Annotated in this window: 21 protein-coding genes; 10 read left to right on the top strand and 11 right to left on the bottom strand. The window is 56.6% G+C overall.

The features are described from left to right. Window positions 1-86 precede the first annotated feature (86 nt). Entirely contained in the window at window positions 87-320 is a 234-nt protein-coding gene (locus FOM92_RS08470) for a hypothetical protein (RefSeq protein ID WP_143776443.1), read from the top strand. 21 nt (window positions 321-341) lie between these two features. On the opposite strand, the gene FOM92_RS08465 is transcribed toward FOM92_RS08470, so the two are convergent. The 5 genes from FOM92_RS08465 to FOM92_RS08445 all read right to left on the bottom strand — a co-directional run bounded on the left by FOM92_RS08465 (window position 342) and on the right by FOM92_RS08445 (window position 6,119). After that, window positions 342-695 carry a response regulator gene (locus FOM92_RS08465; RefSeq protein WP_170226831.1) on the bottom strand — a complete coding sequence of 118 codons (354 nt, stop codon included), beginning with the start codon at window positions 693-695 and terminating at the stop codon, window positions 342-344. Next, a complete protein-coding gene (locus FOM92_RS08460) occupies window positions 692-2,389 on the bottom strand; it encodes a PAS domain-containing protein (protein ID WP_281285622.1) in 1,698 nt (565 codons plus the stop codon). Before FOM92_RS08460 ends, FOM92_RS08465 begins: the two co-directional genes overlap by 4 nt. 160 nt (window positions 2,390-2,549) lie before the next feature. Further along, window positions 2,550-4,964: a DNA ligase D gene (gene ligD / locus FOM92_RS08455; protein WP_143776440.1), complete on the bottom strand. Its 2,415-nt coding sequence runs from the start codon at window positions 4,962-4,964 to the stop codon at window positions 2,550-2,552. Window positions 4,965-4,967: 3 nt separating this feature from the next. Next, window positions 4,968-5,822, bottom strand: a complete 855-nt coding sequence (gene ku, locus FOM92_RS08450) for a non-homologous end joining protein Ku (protein WP_143776439.1) — start codon at window positions 5,820-5,822, stop codon at window positions 4,968-4,970. A gap of 114 nt (window positions 5,823-5,936) precedes the next feature. Further along, window positions 5,937-6,119, bottom strand: coding sequence for a hypothetical protein (locus tag FOM92_RS08445; RefSeq protein ID WP_143776438.1), 183 nt, complete (start codon window positions 6,117-6,119; stop codon window positions 5,937-5,939). A 94-nt stretch (window positions 6,120-6,213) separates the two neighbouring features. Between FOM92_RS08445 and FOM92_RS08440 the strand changes: the two genes are divergently transcribed. After that, window positions 6,214-7,119 carry an NAD(P)/FAD-dependent oxidoreductase gene (locus tag FOM92_RS08440; RefSeq protein ID WP_143776437.1) on the top strand — a complete coding sequence of 302 codons (906 nt, stop codon included), beginning with the start codon at window positions 6,214-6,216 and terminating at the stop codon, window positions 7,117-7,119. Window positions 7,120-7,126: 7 nt separating this feature from the next. Here FOM92_RS08440 and FOM92_RS08435 read toward each other — a convergent pair whose 3' ends face one another. The 3 genes from FOM92_RS08435 to FOM92_RS08425 all read right to left on the bottom strand — a co-directional run bounded on the left by FOM92_RS08435 (window position 7,127) and on the right by FOM92_RS08425 (window position 8,847). Further along, window positions 7,127-7,606 (bottom strand): DUF421 domain-containing protein, encoded by a 480-nt coding sequence (locus FOM92_RS08435; RefSeq protein WP_143776436.1) that lies wholly within the window; start codon window positions 7,604-7,606, stop codon window positions 7,127-7,129. Continuing rightward, window positions 7,606-8,133: a hypothetical protein gene (locus tag FOM92_RS08430; protein WP_143776435.1), complete on the bottom strand. Its 528-nt coding sequence runs from the start codon at window positions 8,131-8,133 to the stop codon at window positions 7,606-7,608. Before FOM92_RS08430 ends, FOM92_RS08435 begins: the two co-directional genes overlap by 1 nt. Window positions 8,134-8,286: 153 nt before the next feature. Then, window positions 8,287-8,847, bottom strand: a complete 561-nt coding sequence (locus FOM92_RS08425; protein WP_143776434.1) for a hemerythrin domain-containing protein — start codon at window positions 8,845-8,847, stop codon at window positions 8,287-8,289. A 157-nt stretch (window positions 8,848-9,004) separates the two neighbouring features. On the opposite strand from FOM92_RS08425, the gene FOM92_RS08420 reads away from it, so the two are divergent. Beyond that, a complete protein-coding gene (locus tag FOM92_RS08420; protein ID WP_143776433.1) occupies window positions 9,005-9,208 on the top strand; it encodes a hypothetical protein in 204 nt (67 codons plus the stop codon). A gap of 48 nt (window positions 9,209-9,256) precedes the next feature. On the opposite strand, the gene FOM92_RS08415 is transcribed toward FOM92_RS08420, so the two are convergent. The 3 genes from FOM92_RS08415 to FOM92_RS08405 all read right to left on the bottom strand — a co-directional run bounded on the left by FOM92_RS08415 (window position 9,257) and on the right by FOM92_RS08405 (window position 11,737). Then, window positions 9,257-9,490, bottom strand: coding sequence for a hypothetical protein (locus tag FOM92_RS08415; RefSeq protein WP_143776432.1), 234 nt, complete (start codon window positions 9,488-9,490; stop codon window positions 9,257-9,259). A 106-nt stretch (window positions 9,491-9,596) separates the two neighbouring features. Then, window positions 9,597-11,333, bottom strand: coding sequence for a histidine kinase famiy protein (locus tag FOM92_RS08410; RefSeq protein WP_143776431.1), 1,737 nt, complete (start codon window positions 11,331-11,333; stop codon window positions 9,597-9,599). Between the two features lie 5 nt (window positions 11,334-11,338). Then, a complete protein-coding gene (locus FOM92_RS08405) occupies window positions 11,339-11,737 on the bottom strand; it encodes a response regulator (RefSeq protein WP_170226830.1) in 399 nt (132 codons plus the stop codon). A 253-nt stretch (window positions 11,738-11,990) separates the two neighbouring features. Here FOM92_RS08405 and FOM92_RS08400 point away from each other — a divergent pair, with 253 nt between their 5' ends. The 7 genes from FOM92_RS08400 to FOM92_RS08370 all read left to right on the top strand — a co-directional run bounded on the left by FOM92_RS08400 (window position 11,991) and on the right by FOM92_RS08370 (window position 18,090). Next, on the top strand, window positions 11,991-12,965 hold the full coding sequence (locus FOM92_RS08400) for a division plane positioning ATPase MipZ (protein WP_143776429.1): 975 nt from the start codon (window positions 11,991-11,993) through the stop codon (window positions 12,963-12,965). Window positions 12,966-13,084: 119 nt separating this feature from the next. Continuing rightward, on the top strand, window positions 13,085-13,771 hold the full coding sequence (locus tag FOM92_RS08395; RefSeq protein WP_143776428.1) for an alternative oxidase: 687 nt from the start codon (window positions 13,085-13,087) through the stop codon (window positions 13,769-13,771). 161 nt (window positions 13,772-13,932) lie between these two features. After that, the gene (locus tag FOM92_RS08390; RefSeq protein ID WP_143776427.1) at window positions 13,933-14,352 is read left to right on the top strand and encodes an OsmC family protein; all 420 of its coding nucleotides are present in this window, start codon (window positions 13,933-13,935) and stop codon (window positions 14,350-14,352) included. Window positions 14,353-14,469: 117 nt separating this feature from the next. Further along, the gene (locus tag FOM92_RS08385) at window positions 14,470-15,657 is read left to right on the top strand and encodes an aspartate aminotransferase family protein (protein ID WP_143776426.1); all 1,188 of its coding nucleotides are present in this window, start codon (window positions 14,470-14,472) and stop codon (window positions 15,655-15,657) included. Continuing rightward, window positions 15,654-16,583, top strand: coding sequence for an ornithine carbamoyltransferase (gene argF / locus FOM92_RS08380; RefSeq protein ID WP_143776425.1), 930 nt, complete (start codon window positions 15,654-15,656; stop codon window positions 16,581-16,583). Before FOM92_RS08385 ends, argF begins: the two co-directional genes overlap by 4 nt. Window positions 16,584-16,608: 25 nt before the next feature. Continuing rightward, window positions 16,609-17,529 (top strand): Hsp33 family molecular chaperone HslO, encoded by a 921-nt coding sequence (gene hslO / locus FOM92_RS08375; RefSeq protein ID WP_143776424.1) that lies wholly within the window; start codon window positions 16,609-16,611, stop codon window positions 17,527-17,529. A gap of 150 nt (window positions 17,530-17,679) precedes the next feature. After that, window positions 17,680-18,090 carry a DUF3617 domain-containing protein gene (locus FOM92_RS08370; protein ID WP_143776423.1) on the top strand — a complete coding sequence of 137 codons (411 nt, stop codon included), beginning with the start codon at window positions 17,680-17,682 and terminating at the stop codon, window positions 18,088-18,090. The last annotated feature ends 22 nt before the right edge of the window (window positions 18,091-18,112 follow it).

Here is an 18,112-nt window from a genome sequence, read left to right as displayed (position 1 = left end):
CTGTTCACGCAACCGCTCACCGTGCTTATGCGGAACCTTATCTGCACCGGCGAATTCAACCTGATGACCTATTCAGGAGGATATTCATGGCAATCGTAAAACGAAGCTCAATTCCGGACGATGCCGAAGCAGCATCAAACCGTGGCCAGCGCGCCAAGGCTGGTACCGGCGATGTTCAAGGCAGCGGAGCAGGCGCCGGCGGCAGTGGCGATCCGGAAGATTATGATAGCGATCCGCAGGGAGGCGGCGGAAAATTTCCGCCCGGTTCCCCGCCACCCGAAGGCGAAGGCGCTGACGCTCCAAGTCATGGCAGCCGATAGAAGGCGGCCGTTACAAAGAGATCAAGCCCATAAGGATTGAAGTGCAAATTCGATCTGCTCGATAACATAGGGCTTTTCCAGGATCGTCACGCCATGCGGGTTACCCGCACTCTCGCCATAACCGGTAGCGAGGAGATAGGGTATTCCGCGTGACTGCAGCCTATCGGCGATAGGACGGCTGTCATAGTCGCCCAGATTCATATCCAGTATCGCCGCATCGAAGTCCTGGTCCTCGACAAAGGCCAAACCGTCCTCAAGATTTGAGACGGAGCCAGCGAGATCGGCCCCCAATTGGGTCACCATATCCTCAAGCAGCATGGCGACGAGGACCTCGTCCTCCACGACGAGGATCCGCTTTCCGGTCAGAATGTTCACGCTATTTTCTCCGGCAATTGTGCTTTCAGGGTGCATATCAATCCATCGGGTGCAAAGGAAAGTCCGACCTTGCCCTTGAACTCGGCTGCCAGGCTCCGTTCGATCATCCGTGTACCAAATCCGCGGCGCGTGGGATTCGCCACAGGCGGGCCATTGCGTTCCCGCCAGCGCAATTCCAGCAGCCGTTCTTCGGACAATGTCCACCGAATCTCGATCCGTCCTTCCGGTACCGACAGCGCGCCATATTTGACGGCGTTGGTGGCCAGTTCATGAACCGCAAGCGCCAGCGTAATCGCGGTACGGGTGCTGACCATGACCAGAGGGCCTTCGATGGAAATCTGGTTCGTGGGCATCAATGGTGCCAGACAAGCCTCGATGATCGATTTCATCGGCGTTGGCTGCCACAAGCCATGGGTCAAAAGATTGTGCGCGGCCGACAACGCCATTAGCCGCCCCTCAAACGCACCTGCCGCCTCTTGGGAAAGGGAACCGCTACGCACCGACTGCTGCGCAAGGCTTTGTACAATCGCCAGAGTGTTTTTGACCCGATGGTTAAGTTCGTCGATCAGCAATTGCTGATGCACTTCGGCGAGTTTCTTTTCGGTAATGTCGAAGGATACACCGACGAAGCGGGCATGTTCGCTATGGTCCTTGGCAATCAACGAACCATGGCTGCGCAGCCAGCGTTCCTGGCCCGTGTCTGCCCGCAAGATCCGATATTCAATTTCGAAAGCCGCACCGTCGCTAAAGCATTTCTGGAACGCTTCCTCGACCCGCGCCCGGTCGTCCGGATGAATGCGGTCCAGCCAATATTCGAGTGATGCGCGATGGGACTCAGGTCTGGGATAGCCCAGCATGTCGAAACGGTTCGGCGACCAGGGGCCTTCCATTGTCGCAAGGTCGATTTCCCACGTCGCCATGCCCGCGCCTTCGATTGCCAGACGCATGCTTTCCGATGCCCGCCGCAACGCCGCATCGGATTCACGGCGCGCCGTCACGTCGAGAGTGACCGACAGGACGCCATAAGGCGTTCCGTCTTCCCTGTTAATCACCGCCACCGAATTGTTCACCCAGACGATCGACCCGTCCGGTCGCACGTAGCGTTTTTCATGCGTATAGGGGGTGCCGTCGCGCACAGCCCTTTCAAAAAGGGGAATATTGCGGGCGCGGTCCTCGGGATGGGTGATATCGTACATGCTCATTTCCATAAGCTGTTCGCGGCTCCAGCCCGAGATGGTGCAGAAATGATCGTTGACGAGGGTGAAGCGCCCTTCCAGGTCGACCTGCCCGAAGCCGGCGGTCGACTGGTTGATGAACGCCGAGAACTGTGCCTCGCGCTCACGGATGGCAAGCTCGGCCGTTTTTGCTTCGGTGATATCATGGGCCACGCCGATAAAGCCGATATGTTTACCCGACGCGTCCCAATGCGGGTTGGAGTTGGAATTGAGCCACCGCCACGCGCCGTCGCCGCGCCGGTAGCGACCGATTAGAACGAACGGCTGCAGGCTGGCTTCTCCTGCGAGGGATTCGGTCAGGATGCGCTCTTTATCTTCCGGATGGATGATGGTCCGCCAGTCAAAGTCGACAGCCTCCGCATAGCTGCATCCCAGGAAGTCGACATAGGCCCTGTTCACAAATGTGCGTTTGCGATCAAGCCCCGTCACCCAGATAGGCACAGGCGCTGAATCCGCGATCAGACGAAAGGACGGATCTCCATGTGCGGCTTCAGTTGTTTTTGCATGTGATACAGGATCGATATGTGCCTCCCGCGCACCTGACTTGGTTTGTTTCAGTTTGCGCTAACGCGCAAAAACCAAAAGAAGGCACTTTGTTCCAACCCTATGCAAACAAATCTCAATATTCGGGCAGCGGCTGGTCCGCGACGCCCCATCCTTTAAGCGCCAGTCCCGACGCCCGTTTGAGCAATTCTTCCCGATCGGTGAGGCTGAAATGCCCGCCGCCGCCGACCTTTCCAATTTCACTCCAGGAAATTGGTGCAGCGACAGGCGCGCCGGTCCGTGCCCGAACGCTGTAGGGGAGTATTGCGGTCGATCCCCGTTGGTTCCGAAGCCAATCAATGAAAATCCGGCCTTTGCGTTTGGCCTTCGACATGGTGGCTGTGTAGCGTTCGGGCTGTGCGCCTGCGAGAGCGCTGGCAAATCGACGGGCAAAGTCGGTCACGTCGGGCCACTGGGCCTGCGGCGTCAACGGCACCAGGACATGGATACCTTTACCACCTGACAACATGGGGTAGCTGACCAGTCCCATATCGGAAAGATGCTCTTTCAGGTCGACTGCTGCTTTGCGAACATCATCGAAACTCAGCGACGGGTCGGGATCAAGATCGAATATCATTCTGTCCGGCCGTTCAATGTCACCGGCTTTTGCCCCCCAACCGTGCAACTCGATCGTGCCCATTTGCACACATTCCAGCAGTCCCGTCTTGTCCGCAATATACATATAGGCGCGTGTCTTTCCGTCTTTGCCCAGCACATCCACGGTATGGATGGCATCGCCCAGATTGTCCGCGCCGTGACGTTGGAAAAAACACTGTTTGGCCCGTCCTTGCGGGCATCTTACCAGACTAAGGGGGCGTTCTGCCGCGGTTCCCAGAACCAGCGCCGCCATCGCCTCGTAATATTCTGCCAACTCGCCCTTGGTAATATCGGCATCCGGAAAGATCACCCGATCAGCGTTGGAGATTTTCACCCGTACAGACGCGGGCATCGGCGCGGCGCGTTCGACAGTCACATCCTTTGCCTTCTTGTCCCGCCGTAATCCGATAAAACTGGCATGACGCAAAATGCCGTCATCGGTCAGAGATCCATAAGCGATTTCCGCGACCAGCTTCGGCTTCACGAAATGCGCACCCCGCCGCGCAGGCGCCGGAACCGCAACAGCCGGATCCTCGATGGAAAGAGCGTCCAGTTCCTCGCGCAATGTGGCTATTGTCTCTTCGCTGAACCCTGTGCCGACCCTGCCAGCGTAGCGCAGTTCTTTGCCATCGGTCGCGGCGAGAAGCAGCGCCCCCAGACCGCGTTTGCGTGATTTGCTGTCGGTCCAACCGATCACCACATATTCCGAACGCAGCGTGCATTTGACTTTCAGCCAGGCGTGCGTGCGCTTGTTGCGGTAAGGCGCATCGGCGCGTTTCGATACGATGCCTTCCAGCCCTGCCGAACACATGGCCGCCAAAAGCTTCTCGCCGCTTCCCAATATATGTTCGGCAAATTGAATAGGACTTTCGGCCGGTATGATCGGACGCAGCCTTTCCTTGCGTTCGATATTGGATAGGGTTTTGAGATCCACGCCATCCAGCGCCAGCAGGTCAAATGCGAAAAACAGCGTTGCCGGATCGCCAGTTTTGATTGCGTCTTGCAGCGCGCCGAAACTCGGATTTCCGTTTTTGTCGAGGACGACGATCTCCCCATCGATCAAGGCACTTGCCGCATCAACAGCCGCGGCGGTCTCGACCAGCTTCGGGAACTTGTCGGACCAGTTAAGTCCGGATCTTGTGTACACTTTGGCTTTGCCGCCGCCGATAGCGAGCAATGCACGATAGCCATCAAATTTTGTCTCATGCATCCATTCCCCACCATCGGGGACATGATCCACCAAAGTTGCCAGTTGCGGCGGTTCAAATCCGGGCATTGCCTTCGATCCGGCTTTGACACCCTTGCGTGGGTTGGCGACTTCCCTTCCAGCTGCAATGTCCTGCATCGTCCGGCCAGAGTCCACGCTGGTCAGAGCGCGTTCGACCAGATCATCGCTGTTTCCCGCATAGGCATCGTCGATTTTGCGGAGAAGCCAGTTTTCCCGCTTCTCACCGGACTTGCCTTTGATCCGCACAAGCAACCATTCCCCGCGCATCCGCTCTCCATCAAGCGTGAAATGCAGATGCCCCTTTTCCAGGTCATGGACGCTTTTCCCTGGGACCGGGGCCCAGGTCCCGCGATCCCATAACATCACCGTGCCGCCGCCATATTCGCCTTTGGGAATGACACCCTCAAATGTGCCATAATCCAGAGGGTGGTCTTCTGTTCGGACCGCAAGCCGTTTGTCGGATGGATTGAGGCTCGGTCCCCTTGTGACCGCCCAACTTTTCAGAACGCCGTCGATTTCCAGCCGAAAATCCCAGTGCAACCGGGTCGCGTCATGTTTCTGCACGACGAAGCTTTGGCCTTTGGTTCTGGACCGTTTGCCTTTGGGCTCGGACGTTTTTTTGAAATCGCGTTTCTGATTATAGAGGCCAAGCGGATCGACAGCCATGGGTCATGCCCGTTTCCGCGATGCCGGCTTTTTCTGCGAAGATTTGGCCGCGCTACCGCCTTTCGCCCCCGGTTTTTCCAAGGATTTTTTCAATGCCGCCATCAGGTCAATCACATTGCCCTTCGCCGATGCAATGTCGGGTTCATCGTCGGCCACGATCTTGCGTCCCTTCGCCTTCAACTTGCGGGCGACCAGATCTTTGAGAGCATCAATATAGCGATCCTTGAACGCGCCCGCATCGAAATCTCCGGTTTTCTTGGCAATCAGGCTCTCGGCAAGATCGAGCAGTTCCGCGTCGGGTTTGTCCGCAGGGATTTCACTGAAATAACTTTGCGCCTTCGCCAGTTCGTCCGCATAGCGCATCGTTTCCATCACCATACCTTTGCCACACGGTTTAACGGAAACCACATATTCACGGCCGCGCATGGCAAGCTGGCCCAGCCCGACCATCTTCGTGCGCTTCAATGCTTCGCGCAGGACGATATAGGCTTCGTTCGCCAGATCATCGGCAGGCACGACATAATAAGGCTTTTCATAATAGGTGACATCAATATCGATGGCGGGAACAAACAAAGTCAGCTCCAGCGTCTTTTTCGATTCCAGCCGGACGGCCTCCAACTCGTCTTCTTCGAGAAGGACAAAGTTACCCTTCTCATACTCATATCCCTTGATGATGTCGTCGGCATCCACCGGACCGATGCCCGGGACGGACTTCAGATACTTCACCGGCTTGCCCGAAGGTTCATGGATTTGCCGGAATGCAACCGATGCGCCGCTTTTCGTGGCAGAGTAAATCTCCACGGGAATGGATACGAGTGCCAGCCGGAGCTGGCCTTTCCAATAGGGTCGCGCTGCCATAACTTTCTCCCTTTGCGGAATGAACCCTTGGGCGGAGCAGAGGTTCCGGGCTCACGACATAACCGTGGGCTGCGCAGCCCTGTTTATGGCTCCGTTCGCGCCGATGGGACCCCGTCAGTCCTGATTGGCGACATTCGCTTTCTTGCGGTCTTCCAGGGGATAATCCTCGGGGGTGACTATTCCCACATTCTCACGATCTTCCGGTTTTTCAGGCGGCAGGCTGGGGGTGATGTCGCGGGTGGATCCGGAATCGGGGCGGGCATCACCAAGTGGACCGCGTTTTTCGTCTGTGCTCATTCTATGTTCCTTTACGACCATGAAACAAATGCGCGGCGCTGCTGGTTCCCGTCGGATCGAAATAAGATTTGCACAAATGGGAAGGGCCACCGCTATGCTCGATTGCTTGATTGTCGGTGGGGGGCCTGCGGGATTGACCGCCGCCATTTATCTCGCCCGCTTCCATCTACGGGTGCGTATCGTCGATGCGGGCAACAGCCGTGCCCTCTGGATTCCGACGACCCACAATCATGCCGGCTTTCCCGATGGCATCAGCGGTGCGGCCCTGCTGCACAGGATGCAGCAGCAAGCGCAACTTTATAAGTCCGAAATCATAACAGGCCATGTTACGCGCATTACGGGCGAAAATGGCGCATTTTGTGTGGATTATGGCGAGGGTGAAGTCCCTTGCCGGACTGTCTTGCTGGCAACCGGCGTGGTCAATCGCAGACCCGATATTGCCGAAAATCTGCATGAGAGCGCCTTGAAAACAGGGGCGTTGCGTTATTGCCCGATTTGCGACGGCTATGAGGTCACAGACAAGAATGTCGCCGTTATTGGGACAGGGGAGCGTGGACTGAACGAAGCCATTTTCCTGCGCGAGTTTACGAAGGACGTGACCTTGATCAGCCCGGATGCGGAGCATTCGCTTGACGATAGCATGATGCAACAGGCCCACGACATGCAGATCAAGGTCGTAAAGGGGCCGGCACGGATTGTCAGTGCCGATGGGGGAGGTGTGATCGTGCGTTGCGACCAGGAGGACTGGTCGTTCGATACTGTCTATCCTGCATTGGGATCGGATGTGAACAATATGCTGGCGAAAATGGCGGGCGCCCGTTGCAATGATCTAGGATGCATCATCGTCGATGCGCATCAGCGCACTTCCGTTCCGGGCCTATATGCGGCGGGAGATGTCGTGATCGGATTGGACCAGATAAGCCATGCAATGGGCGAGGGAGGTGTTGCCGCGACGACGATACGCAATGACCTCGCCAAATCCCGGCCGCTCTTGCGATGACGGGCTCTTAACCGGTTGCGGCATCCTTATCGACGTTAACGTCGGAACCGTCCACCTTGATAAAGCTGATTTTGCCCTGCGGTTCCAGTATCGCCCATGCGACGTCGCTCATGCGGGAAATGCCGGCCAACCGCATTTCCGATTCAACCTCGCTCTGGGTTATCCGATCGCGGCGTAAATTGTCTTTCAACAGTTCGCCATCGCGGACAATGACGCGGGGCTCACCATCCAGCAGCTTTTCCGCTCTCGGGAAAAGATAGGTTATCCAGCTCATCATGATGGCGAGAAAAGCAAAGGTAGATATCGCCAGAATGGCTCCGGTCAGGCTGAAGTCATTGTGGGTGACGCCTTGCTGGATAAGGTCCCCTAGAACGATCATCACCACCAGTTCAAAAGGGGTAAGTTGCCCGATCTCGCGTTTTCCCATGATCCGCAGCAAGATATAAAGAACAACGAACATGACGCTCGCACGGGCCACGATATCCATTATGGGAAAACCCGTAAGTTGAGCGGAATAGCGGCAAGTTGGTCGTCGCTGTCCATGACAAATAGCTGGCCACGGGTCCCTGCAAACAAGGGTGGGTTTATCTGGCCGTCAAATTTCAATGTCAGGGTTTCGCCGGCCTTCAACGGGCCATAGGTGAGCATGTAGCGTCCCTGTTCCGACTTTTCCTCCAAAGGGGCCGGCAACATTGTGTTGATGGTCAGGTCGCGCCAGTAACTGTGGGAAATGCCAATACCGAGATCCTGGATGGGTCGCTTGGCGGTAATGCTGGCCCGCATTTCGAAAAATTCACCATTGCGCAGAGTTTCGGGAAATTGAAGTGTAATGGTTGCCGAGGGTGTTTCTATAACGTGGGTCGGATGGGGCTGACCGCCAAATATACCGGCGAGCGCCAGACCAAGAAAAACGGCGATGGCCAGCACGGCTGCCGGATTGACGAAGCGGTGCCAGATTACCGGCTCCATATGCGACAGCTCAATGCCCTGTGGTGGAACCTGATGTGCGTTCACATACTATCCTTTTGTACCGAATAGGACACATTACGGCGAGGTTGGACGCTCCTTTGGAAAGCCGCGGATGAGTCCCGGAAAGCAGACGCCAAACATCCGCTTTCCGGGCCTTGTGGTGCCATCGGGGAGACGTTTTCAACCACCGGCACTGCCTTATAGCGTTGCCATCAATTCCTCTTTTCGGACGCGCAGCTGCTCCCCAAGTGCCTTCAGGTCCATTTCGGAATCGCGACATTCGGGAAACATTTCTGTTTCCTCTTCTTCGACATGATGCCTGATATATTCACCGAGCACCTTCACCTTTGCGTCAAAAAGCGGCTCGCCGACCTTCATCGCAGATATTTCGGCAATCAAAGCCTTGGCTGACGCATGTTCGACCTGGGCTTCATCGACCAGATCATCGCCTTCTTCGTCAAATGCGTCATAGGCGGCGGGGTAAAAGATTTCTTCCTCAATCTGCGCATGCACGGTCAGGGCTTTGCAGATATCATTGGCCAGTTCCTGCTTTTCCGCATCGTCTTCGGTCTTATCAAATGCCTTGAACATGGCATCGACCTCTTTGTGGTCGGCCTTCAACAGCGCAATCGCGTCTTTGGGACGTTTTGCTGCAGTGGATGTCCGACGTGAAGTGCGCGAACCGCTTTTGGGCCGCGCACGTGATGACGTTGCGGTTTTTGCGGGTGATTTTTTAGCTGCTGCAGATTTCGTAGCCATGAGAATACTCCGATGGTTGCATGAACATCCCTGTCGAAGTTAGAATGATCTGCGCGACGCAAGGTTCCCGACCGTTCGGCTCTTCTCCAAGCATGTGTCGACATGGCCCCGGAACCATGACGGACCTTTGCTGTTACCTCTTTTTGCGAGGTGACTTATGAATACTGCAGACATGACAGGTTTGCTCGGTTTCGGAACTCTGATTATCGGGCTGATTATCGCCATCATCATCTGGGCGCGGTTTATGCGCGATCCCAAAAACCGGCATCCGATGAAGGGTGAGCGGGAACGCAATCTTGGTGAAATCCGCGAAGAGGCGGGGCAGCAGGAGCAGCCAGCGAAGCGGCTAAGCGAGTTTTAAGCTGTGCATTTTTTGAAAACCGGTGGCTAACCCCACCGGATTCGCGGATTAACGGTGTTGTGAAACCGATGCGGCGCGAAACCGGCTGGATGCCAGGAAAACGCCAAATGGCGCCGGATCCGGGAACCCATCCTCAAGGCTGTCCATCACCCCCAGCGGGAAAAGGGCAGCCTTTAGCATGTCCTGCCTGATCTGCTCACGCTCATCAACGGAACATGTTGTAATGTCCCGGAACTCTACGAAGCGTCGCTCATCCGGATCGAAAACATATAGATATCGCATTCGGCTTTCCTTTTCGTAAGCCGGGTCCACCTGCATAATAGGGCAATAGCGGGGAACCAACGCGATGAATATGCCGCATACATATGTGCAGAGGCCGGCTTGTCAGTCACGCCTCCGCCGCGCCGAAATCCGATTGTTTGCGACGTTCGGTAAGGTGATTGCCGTGAAGTGCGCTGTAAATCCGGTCCGCAAGTTCGGCCCGGCGATATGGTTTGCCGACAACATTCAAGCCGTCGGCATTTGATCCCCCCTGCCGTGCCAGATCATCATTATAGCCGGTCGTCAGCAATATTTTCGTATCAGGATAGCGGGACTGAACCTCGGCCGCGAGCGCAACGCCGTTCATCGACCCCGGCATCATCAAATCGGTAAACAACAGATCGATGCTGTTGTCGGCCATAATGCGTAACGCGGCATCGGCATCTTCGGCAGCGATGACATTATAGCCGAGATCCTCAAGATAATCGCAGGCTATGACCCGGACATCTTCGCTATCTTCGACGACAAGCACGGTCTCGCCCGCGCCTCGCATATATCCGATGCCCGCCGCGTGATCGACGTTGGGCCTCTGCCCCTCTTCGCCCGAAGGAACCGGAAGGAGGAGGCGCAAGGTTGTGCCGCTGCCGATAGTACTTTCGATTTCCAGCCGACCCCGCGACTGTTGCAGAAAGCCGTGCACCTGGGCCAAGCCGAGGCCCGTGCCGCGCCCCACACCTTTTGTGGTGAAAAATGGTTCTGTCGCCCGCGCCAAAACGTCGGCCGACATACCAACGCCGCTGTCGGTAACCGATATGATGACATAGTCCCCCGACGGCAATTCGCGCGCATCGGCATCGCCATTCAGATGTACAAGGTCGGTGGAAATGACCAGTTCCCCGCCGCGCAGCATGGCATCGCGGGCGTTTACAACCGCATTTAACAAAGCTGTTTCCAGATGTGTCAGATCGACAAGGCAGGCGGGCAGCTTGGTCTTGAGATTGAGCCGGAGATCGACAAGGGGTCCCACGCTTGCTTCAAGCAACTCGGAAAATCCCATGACAGCCTGGCTGACATCGACGGGCTTCGGATCAAGCCGGGTCTTACGCGCAAAAGCAAGTAACTGTTTGGTGAGCCGGCTTGCGCGTTCCGCGGCTGCTTGTGCACTTTCGAGCCGGCGGCGATGCTCGGGTGCCTCCAGATCGGCGAGCAGATATTCATGGTTGCCCGTGACAATCTGCAGCAGATTGTTGAAGTCGTGCGCTATACCGGCCGTCAACTGACCAACGGCCTCCATCTTTTGGGCTTGCCTGTGGCTCTCCTCCGCCTCGCGTCGGCGGCTGACGTCAAGTTGGCTCGCAAAAAAGTAGAGCAGCTCGCCATCGACACCATAGACCGGCCCCATGAAGATGGCGTTCCAGAATGGCGTGCCGTCGCGCTTGTAATTTAAAATCTCCAGACTGATCGGCCGTTGCAGCGTTACCGCTTCGCGCAGTTCCGCGACCATCGCCCGGTCTGTACGGGCGCCCTGGAGAAACCGGCAGTTCCGGCCCATGACTTCATCGTCTTCATAGCCTGTAAGGTCGAGAAAAGCCTTGTTTGCAAATACGATAGGGTTGTCGTCCTGCCGCGGATCGGTCAGGATCATCGGCATGCGTGTCATCTCGACGGCAGCAAAGAATACGCCGCCGCGATCTGTCAGGTCGTCGTCGCTAATGGTGGATTCACGCCAGTGTCTGCGATGCGGAACGCCGCTGATCGGTGTTGATTCATCGGAAAGCATATCGCCCGCCGGGATGCCGGATGCACCTCCGCCCGCTGCGCCGCCGCCTTCATGTTCGGGGATGTTTTTATCGTCTTCATTCATTGGCGCTACCTCGCGAGCCTGTGTTGTGCAGCCCTCACGGTTCCCCGATACGTCGCCAAAGTCTGGTCAATCGCTGCGGCAATGTCGTGTTGCGTGTAGGGCTTATCGACAACGATGACGTCGCCTAGTTCGCGCGGAATTCCATCATGTGCAAAGCCTGTGACAAAAAAGAAGGGCAGTTCCATTTCGACGCAGCGCCGGGCAATTGGATAGCTATATTCTCCGTTGAGATTGATATCGAGGATCGCGAGGTCCGGCCGCGCTTGTGACGCTAGGCACCCAAGACCTTCGGCCACCGTTCTACCGGTTCCAGCGATGGTATGCCCAAGGTCGTTGAGCATATCGTTGAGCAATAATGAAATTAGATATTCGTCTTCGATGACGACCACGCTCAACTGTTGCACTACCACCCCTTAAATTCGACGCGTGTCGGATGAAACGTTTACGGTGCAGTGTTGTTCCTGCCTTGCCGAAATTCCTGTCTCGGGCAGTCGCGGAGGCGATAATCAAAATTGGTCGCCATGTTACGTAAGTTGATTTAGAAACAAAAATTCGTGAAATGATATTGTGGGAGCGTCATGAGGCTAATGCAGGAGGACTTTTTGGCAAACATATGCCTCCTCCGGTTATCAGGATCGCAATCGGAGGCATGGCCAGTTGGGATTATTTGACCGCTTCAAACGTCGCAAGCCAAGAGCTGCGGTGCCGCCGCCTGCTCCGGCGCAACCATGGCCGCCACCGCCTGTGGCGCCTATGCCAGCCTATCAGAATTTTGAAATCCCGCCGGAACCGGAACAGCCGGCGTGGATGAAATATCCTGTATCCGCGCCAAAGGGGCACATCATCGTCTTCGCCAATGAAAAGGGCGGGGTCGGCAAGTCCACTTCTGCATTTCATACCTGCATTGCCTTGTGCAACGCAGGCGAACGGGTGGCGGCGCTTGATGTCGACTTGCGCCAGCTGACGCTGCATCGCGCACTGTGGGCGCGGCAGGAAAGCGAACGCGAATATGGCGTGAAGCTGCCCGGCCCTGAACAGATCATGCTCGCGCAGCAGAACGAGAATGAACTGGCCGAAAAACTGCGCATGGCGCGTATACATAACAGTTTCATTGTGATCGACGTGGGCGGACATGACTCGCCGATTGCGCGCAAGGCCATCTTCATGGCCGATACAATCGTCACGCCGGTCAACGATAGCTTCATTGACCTCGACATGCTCGGCCACATCGACCCGCGGACGGGCGATTTCAAAACGCTTGGGAATTTCGCACGGCTTGTCGAACATCTGAAGGACCCGGGAATAGCGTTGCGCGCGACACCTCTGGATTGGGTTGTCATGCAAAACCGGTCGCGAAGTCTGGCCACCAATAATGAGCGCAAGGTGCGGCAGGCATTGGACAAGATCGCCCCGGCCGCAGGCTTCCGGATTGTTCCGGGTTTGAGCGAACGGGTTACCTATCGTGAACTGTTTCCCATCGGGCTGACCTTGTTCGACCTCGATACGCTACCCGACCTTGGGAAGGCCCAGCCCAATGCGCGGGAGGAGATATGGGCCATGCTGCGCGCTCTCAATCTGCCCAGTGCGGCTTTGAAGCGGGCCATAGCGGCACCCGGCACGCAAGAGGACTAGACACGCTTTTGGCGCTCTCGGCGTCGGTTGCAAAAAAGTAAACTCAATCCCTTCGGATTCAAATTGCGCCGCGGCCAAAAGAGGCGCTTGATCCTGTCCGATCCACTTGGGACATTGCCATGACACATGTACGTGAGACACCGTCCAACCACTATCAGGCGCAGGGACTTTCTGATCGTTTTGCGCTGGGCGTTACCAAGTTGCTGCGCTGGGGTGCAGACACCTTTTTTGCCAAGCGTTACGGAAATCGGGCCATAGTCTTGGAAACCGTTGCGGCGGTGCCGGGGATGGTGGGGGCAACCTTGACCCATTTGCGCGCCCTGCGGTTGATGCAGGATGATGGCGGATGGATCCGCACCTTGATGGACGAAGCCGAAAATGAGCGGATGCATCTCATGACCTTCATTGAGATTGCGCAACCATCCTGGTTCGAACGGATGATCATCCTGACTGTACAGTGGTTCTTCTATGTCGGCTTTTTCTTCCTGTATCTGATTTCCGATCGCACCGCGCACCGCCTGGTCGGCTATTTCGAGGAAGAGGCAGTATTAAGCTATACCCTCTATCTTGAGGAGATAGATTCCGGCCGCCATGCCAATCCGCCTGCACCCGCCGTCGCGCTGCGCTACTGGAATTTACCCGAAGGCACCAGCTTGCGCGACGTCATCCTGATTATCAGGGCGGACGAGGCGCACCATCGCGATACCAATCATTTCATGGCCAACGCCCTGAGTGGTCGCCATGCCGATCATAAAGATATCGTGGAATGTCCGCCGCACAGATCGTTGAGCTCGGGATTGGGCTGAGCATGACATTGCGGTCTTCATAGGCAGCGCTATATCTGCTTTATGAGCGCCGCCAAGATCATAGCCATCATTGTCCTGCTCTCGCTGGCGTTTCACCTGCTACTCTTCGGCTATTTGCGCCGCCGGATTGCCGCCGCAAAGCGTGAGAAGGAAAAGGAATAATGACCGAAAACCCGAGTGCCACTGTCGAAAGCGCCGATGGTAAATATGCGCAACTGATCAAGGCGCGCATCCATGAATGGGCCGCGGGTGAGCCTGCCGAGGTAGGCGGGACCGACAAAGGCCCGACGCCATATGAGTTGCTGTTGTCGGCTTTGGGGGCGTGCACTTCGATTACGGTGGAAATGTATGCGGAGCGCAAAGGGTGGCCGCTGGAAAAAGTGTATGTCACTCTGGAACATTCGAAAGAAGAGCGGGCAGGCGAGAATGATGGAAAACCGGTTGATATGATCGACCGGATTGTCCGCCTGGAAGGCCCATTGGATGCGGAGCAGCGGGCCAAGCTTATTGAAATTGCGGAGAAATGCCCCGTGCATCGGACCCTTACGAACCAGATCACCATCAACACCCTTTTGGGTTAGAATGTCACCTGCACGGTGGGTTGATTTGCCCCTTTTGCAGGCTTATAGCGGCGCTTTAGAAGCAAGCGGTCCCGTGGGGCCGCTTTTTGCCTTTTGGACCTATGAAAGGAATTTGCCATGTCGATTACACCTTTGATGCCAGTCTATCCGCGGTGCGGGTTCCGGCCGGTACGAGGTGAGGGTGCCTGGCTGATTTCTGAAGATGGCAGCCGCGCTCTGGATTTTGCTGCGGGCATCGCGGTAAACCTGCTCGGCCATGGCCATCCGCATCTGACCAAGGCTATCCAGGATCAGGCAGCAACTTTGATGCACGTATCCAACCTGTATGGCAGCCCCCAGGGCGAGGCTTTTGCCCAGCGGCTGGTGGACACGACCTTTGCCGATACGGTGTTTTTCACCAATTCGGGTGCAGAGGCCGTCGAATGCGCAATCAAGACGGCCCGCGCCTATCATCAGAGTCAGGGCAGCGATCGGTACGAAATCATCACGTTTAAGAACGCATTTCATGGCCGCACGATGGCGACGATTTCGGCCAGCAATCAGGAAAAAATGCACAAGGGCTTCCTGCCCTTGCTCGAAGGCTTCAAATATGTCGACTTTGATGATCTCGAAGGTGCGAAGGCAGCCATCGGCCCGAAGACGGCCGCATTTCTGGTAGAACCCATTCAGGGTGAGGGCGGCGTTCGTCCCGCGTCCGATGCCTTTATGAAAGGTCTGCGGGCCCTGGCCGACGAACATGGCCTGATGCTTATTCTCGACGAAGTGCAATGCGGCGTGGCGCGGTCCGGCACGCTTTATTGCTATGAACAATATGGCATCAAGCCCGATATCATGGCGAGTGCCAAGGGCCTGGGTGGCGGCTTCCCGGTAGGCGCGTGCCTTGCCACTGAAGAGGCAGCGCGCGGTATGGTCATCGGCACACATGGTTCGACCTATGGTGGCAACCCCTTCGCGATGGCGGCATGCCAGGCAGTTTGGGATGTGGTCGCCAATGACGAGTTTCTGGCTCAGGTCCGTGCCACCGGCGACAAGCTGCGCGCGGCGCTGGAACAGTTTATCGGCAACTATCCTGACCTTTTCACCGGTGTGCGTGGAAAGGGCCTGATGCTCGGCGTGACGATGACCCACGAAACACGCGCTTTCGTCGCCCATTTGCGTGATAATCACGGCCTTCTGACCGTGGCCGCCGGGGACAATACGTTCCGCGTATTGCCGCCGCTCAACATCGATGACAGCCATATCACCATCTTCATGGAAAAACTGTCGGCAGGTGCGGCAAGTTACAAAATGCCGGAAGCCGCATGATACGCCATTTCCTGAATCTGGCGGATGCGGGCGGCGACGCGATTGCGGCGATGCTGGCGGATGCGATGGACAGGAAAGCCGCGCGTACCGGTTGGCCGAAGGGCAAGGCGGACGCTGACGCACCGCTGGCCGGGCATACGCTTGGCATGATATTCGAGAAAAACTCAACGCGCACGCGGACGTCATTCGAAATGGCGATGAAGCAACTGGGCGGTGACAGTATCTTCATGGCGTCGGGGCAAATGCAATTGGGCCGCGGCGAGACGATTGCCGATACTGCACGCGTGCTGTCGCGCTATGTCGATGCTATCATGATCCGAACGGACGATCATGCGAAGATCGAGGAAATGGCCAAATATGCCACCGTGCCGGTCATCAACGGCCTGACCGACCTGTCGCATCCCTGCCAGATCGTCGCCGATTTGCTGACCGTGTCGGAACAGGGCAAGGCGCTGCCAGGGCTGGAAGTCGCCTGGCTGGGCGACGGGAATAATGTGCTGAATTCGATCGTGGAAGCGGCCGGTATCTTTAAATTCAATGTCCGCATCGCAGTTCCGCAGGGTTATGAAAGCGACGGCCAGTTCATCGAAGCGGCACAAGCTGCAGGTGCGCAGATCACGCTCACCCGTGATGCCGCAGAGGCCGTTGCCGGCGCGGATGTCGTGGTAACGGATACCTGGGTATCGATGGGTCAGGAACATGCCCATAACAAGATCGCTGCCATGATGCCTTATCAGGTTAATGACCGTCTGATGGCCGGGGCTAAAGCCGACGCGAAATTTCTGCACTGTCTGCCGGCGCACCGCGGTGAAGAAGTAACCGACTCCGTTCTGGATGGCCCGCAATCGCTGATCTGGGATGAAGCTGAGAACCGGCTGCATGCACAAAAGTCGATATTGCTTTGGTGCTTCGGATTGCTGGGATGACCCAAACGGCGGATTCCAAATCCTGATGGCTTCGCAACCTGAAACCCTGAGCGACCAGCCATTGCGCTTTTCCATTCCAGCGCGGGATGCGCGGGGACGACTGGTGCGTCTGGATTCCGTGCTTAACGAAATCCTGTCGGCGCACGCCTATCCGCCTCTGGTCGAAAAGACTCTTGCCGAAGCGCTTGTCCTGACCGCCTTGCTCGGGACGTCGTTGAAGGATCAGGGAAGCCAGCTAACCCTGCAGGTCCAGACCGAAAAGGGTGCGATCAGGCTGCTTGCATGTGATTATAAAGACGGTGCGCTGCGGGGATATGCGCAATTCGACGCGGCAACGGTCGCTTCGCTTCCGCACGATTCCACACTGTTCGGCATTTTCGGGACGGGCTATCTGGCGATTACCTTTGATCGCGCCATATCCGCGGCCGAGGGCGGAGGGCGCTATCAGGGGATTGTTCCGCTCGAGGGTGCCTGCCTGTCGGAGGCTGCGCAAAACTATTTTGTCCAGTCCGAACAAATACCCACCTTCATCCGTGCGGCGGTCGGCCATGTGGGCGGACGCTGTGTTGCAGGCGGAATTTTGGCGCAGCACCTGCCAGAAGGGGAAGAAGGCAGGGAACGCCTTCATGTCCGGCTGGACCACCCGGAGTGGGAGCATATCGAGATATTGGCAACCACCGTCCTGCCTGAAGAACTTGCGGACCCCGAGCTGCCTTTGGAAGAAATCGTCTGGCGGCTGTTTCACGAGGAAGACGAGGTTCGGATCGAACAGGCCGGCAAGCTAAGCAAGGGCTGCCGGTGCGATCCTACGCATATTCGCGATGTCATCGCAAAGTTTCCGGCCGAAGATCGTGCCGAAATGGCCGATGAAACCGGTGATATTGTGGTTAACTGCGAATTCTGTTCGCGCCGTTTTCCCGTGAGTTTGGCGAGCTTCAACAACTGACGTGCGACATTTGTCGCAAAACGACAGTCATTCATCGTTCATATACCACATTCTATCGTGCTTATTGTAAGAAATGCTGTTATAGCCGTAACAAAGAAAAGGTCGCTTCGCTGAAACTGGTTAAGGTTTACGGTCCAGAAGCATATGAAAATGAAATTCTCCCACATCATTCTTTCGGGCTTTTGTGCCCTTGCCACCGCATCGGGCGCTTATGCCATCGCGCAAGGCGGCGATCTGTCCTTGCTGGAATCGGTCGAACGCGGAATGTGGCAACTGCGCGCTGTTGGCGGTGGTCCATCGGGTGCACCGGTCAGCCAGATTTGTGTCAGTGATCCTGCCCGCCTGGTTCAGATCCAGCATGGCGCGTCGGCATGCGAACATTATGTTGTACGATCCAGCGCGACGTCGATCACGGTCAGTTACAGCTGCAAAGGACATGGTCAGGGCTTGACGACAATCCGGAAGGAGTCCCCGCGCCTGATCCATATCCAGTCGCAGGGTATCCGCGATAATGCGCCCTTTTCCTTTGCTGTCGAGGGACGGCGGATGAACGCCTGCTGAGCAGTTGCAGGCGCACAGTCGG

This window comes from Sphingorhabdus contaminans, assembly GCF_007280415.1.
GTDB lineage: Bacteria > Pseudomonadota > Alphaproteobacteria > Sphingomonadales > Sphingomonadaceae > Sphingorhabdus_B > Sphingorhabdus_B contaminans.
The sequence above is the reverse complement of the archived record's forward strand: the minus strand, read 5'-3'. Positions and strand labels throughout refer to the sequence as shown.